Source organism: Ruegeria sp. AB8, from assembly GCF_056542605.1.
In genome coordinates this window covers 1-548 of sequence record NZ_JBQGAB010000132.1, presented here as the reverse complement: position 1 = coordinate 548, position 548 = coordinate 1, and the positions used below count along the sequence as shown (strand labels likewise).

The 548-nt window shown below is 57.1% G+C and carries 1 protein-coding gene and 1 pseudogene; one reads left to right on the top strand and one right to left on the bottom strand.

Annotated features, from left to right (window positions below):
- The coding region (locus ACR0CG_RS24165; protein WP_480528068.1) for a lyase family protein at window positions 1–322 on the bottom strand (322 nt) is incomplete at its 3' end.
- Window positions 323–343: 21 nt separating this feature from the next.
- Here ACR0CG_RS24165 and ACR0CG_RS24160 point away from each other — a divergent pair.
- Window positions 344–548: pseudogene (locus tag ACR0CG_RS24160) on the top strand (TlpA family protein disulfide reductase); the annotation flags it as partial.

Sequence of the window (548 nt, the reverse complement as noted above, 5' to 3'; positions counted from 1 at the left end):
GACGGCCTGCGGGTTCTCCGATCACCTCTTTCAGTCGCGCCTCGACATTCATGTGGATGTCTTCCAGCGCAGTCGAGAACTGAAATTCTCCGTTCTGAATTTCTGACAAAACGGTGAGCAGGCCTTCCCGAATGGCGTGCGCATCACTATCAGTAATAACGCCTGTGGCAGCCAACATGGCGGCATGGGCGCGCGAGCCTGCGATGTCCTGGGCTGCCATCCGCTGATCGAACCCGATCGAGGCATTTATCGCCTCCATGATCGCGTCTGGACCAGCGGCAAAGCGGCCGCCCCACATCTGGTTCGAAGATTGATCGGTCATGAAAGAAAACCCGGAGTTGATATGCGCCTGTTACGTCTGATCCCCCTTTATATGGCCCTAGCGCTGGGTGCAAACGCCGCTTTGGCAACAGATGCGGCAACGCTTGGCCCATTGCGTGAGGGCAGCCTGAAGCGGCTGATCCTGCATAGTGAGCCCAAGCCGGTCAAAGTGGTGGATTTTGAGCTAGAAGATGATGGTGGCACCGGATCGCTGGCCGACTACAAAG